This window comes from Thermobifida cellulosilytica TB100, from assembly GCF_001517975.1.
Lineage (GTDB): Bacteria > Actinomycetota > Actinomycetes > Streptosporangiales > Streptosporangiaceae > Thermobifida > Thermobifida cellulosilytica.
Genome location: NZ_KQ950188.1, coordinates 27,965 through 29,021 on the forward strand (window position 1 = coordinate 27,965; position 1,057 = coordinate 29,021).

Genomic DNA, 1,057 nt, shown 5'->3' on the forward strand with positions numbered 1-1,057 from the left:
GCCGGGGCCTGCTCGGCGGCGCCCTCGCCGCCGGAGTCGGCCGGGACGGCGTCGGGGCTGTCGGCGATCACGCCGATCACCGCGCCGATCGGCACGGTGTCGCCCTCGCTGACGGTCTGCTTGACCAGGTAGCCGTCCTCGTAGGCCTCGTACTCCATGACGGCTTTGTCGGTCTCGATCTCCACCAGGACGTCGCCGGCGGAGACCTTGTCGCCGACCTGCTTCACCCAGGTGCTGATGACGCCTTCCTCCATGGTGTCGGAGAGGCGCGGCATGTAGATTTCAGACATCGTGTTCCCTAACCGACTCTCCGGCCGACGGCGCTCAGAGTTTCGTGGATGACGGTGGTGATCGACTCCGCCGACGGCAGCGCGGCGGTCTCCAGCGGCTTGGCGTAGGGCATGGGCACCTCGGCCATCGCCACCCGGCGCACCGGAGCGTCCAGGTAGTCGAACGCGCCCTCCTGGATGGAGGCGGCGATCTCCGCGCCGATCCCGTAGGTCAGCCAGTCGTCCTCGGCGATGACCGCACAGCCGGTCTTCTTGACCGACTCCACGACCGTCTCCCGGTCTAGCGGACGCAGCGAACGCAGGTCAACGACCTCGACGCTGATGCCCTCCTCGGCGAGTCGGTCGGCGACCTGGTTGGCGACCATGGCCATCCGGGAGTAGCCGATGAGGGTGATGTCGGTGCCCTCGCGGGTGACCGCGGCGCGGCCGATCTCCCCGACGACCTCCTCGTCGGGCACTTCGCCCTTGGTGTTGTACAGGCCCAGGTTCTCCAGGAAGAGCACCGGGTCGTCGTCGCGGATCGCGGCGCGCAGCAGCGCCGCGGCGTCGGCGGGCGTGCTGGGCGTTCCATGGCAGGAGTTCGTCAACACGGTTGGAGGGCCATTCCGGCAGTATGCTCAGAATATGGCGCAGATACGCTTCCGGATCGATACCGTTCAGACGGCAGGTGCCGATCAGCCCGTACAGTAGAGCACTACGCTCTACACCGTGATCGTTGCTGACGAACAGGTAGATGATATGACCTTTATATACTCACTATAGCATAT

Annotated in this window: 1 protein-coding gene and 2 pseudogenes; all 3 read right to left on the reverse strand. The window is 65.9% G+C overall.

Annotation, left to right across the window (positions count from 1 at the left end; translation table 11 throughout):
• Nucleotides 1-290: biotin/lipoyl-containing protein (locus AC529_RS18330; protein WP_332307080.1), on the reverse strand; the 290-nt coding region annotated here is incomplete at its 3' end.
• A gap of 8 nt (nt 291-298) precedes the next feature.
• Nucleotides 299-853 (reverse strand): annotated as a pseudogene (locus AC529_RS18335) (alpha-ketoacid dehydrogenase subunit beta); the annotation flags it as partial.
• A 1-nt stretch (nt 854) separates the two neighbouring features.
• A pseudogene (locus AC529_RS19820) lies at nt 855-1,022 on the reverse strand (transposase domain-containing protein); the annotation flags it as partial.
• Nucleotides 1,023-1,057 lie beyond the last annotated feature (35 nt).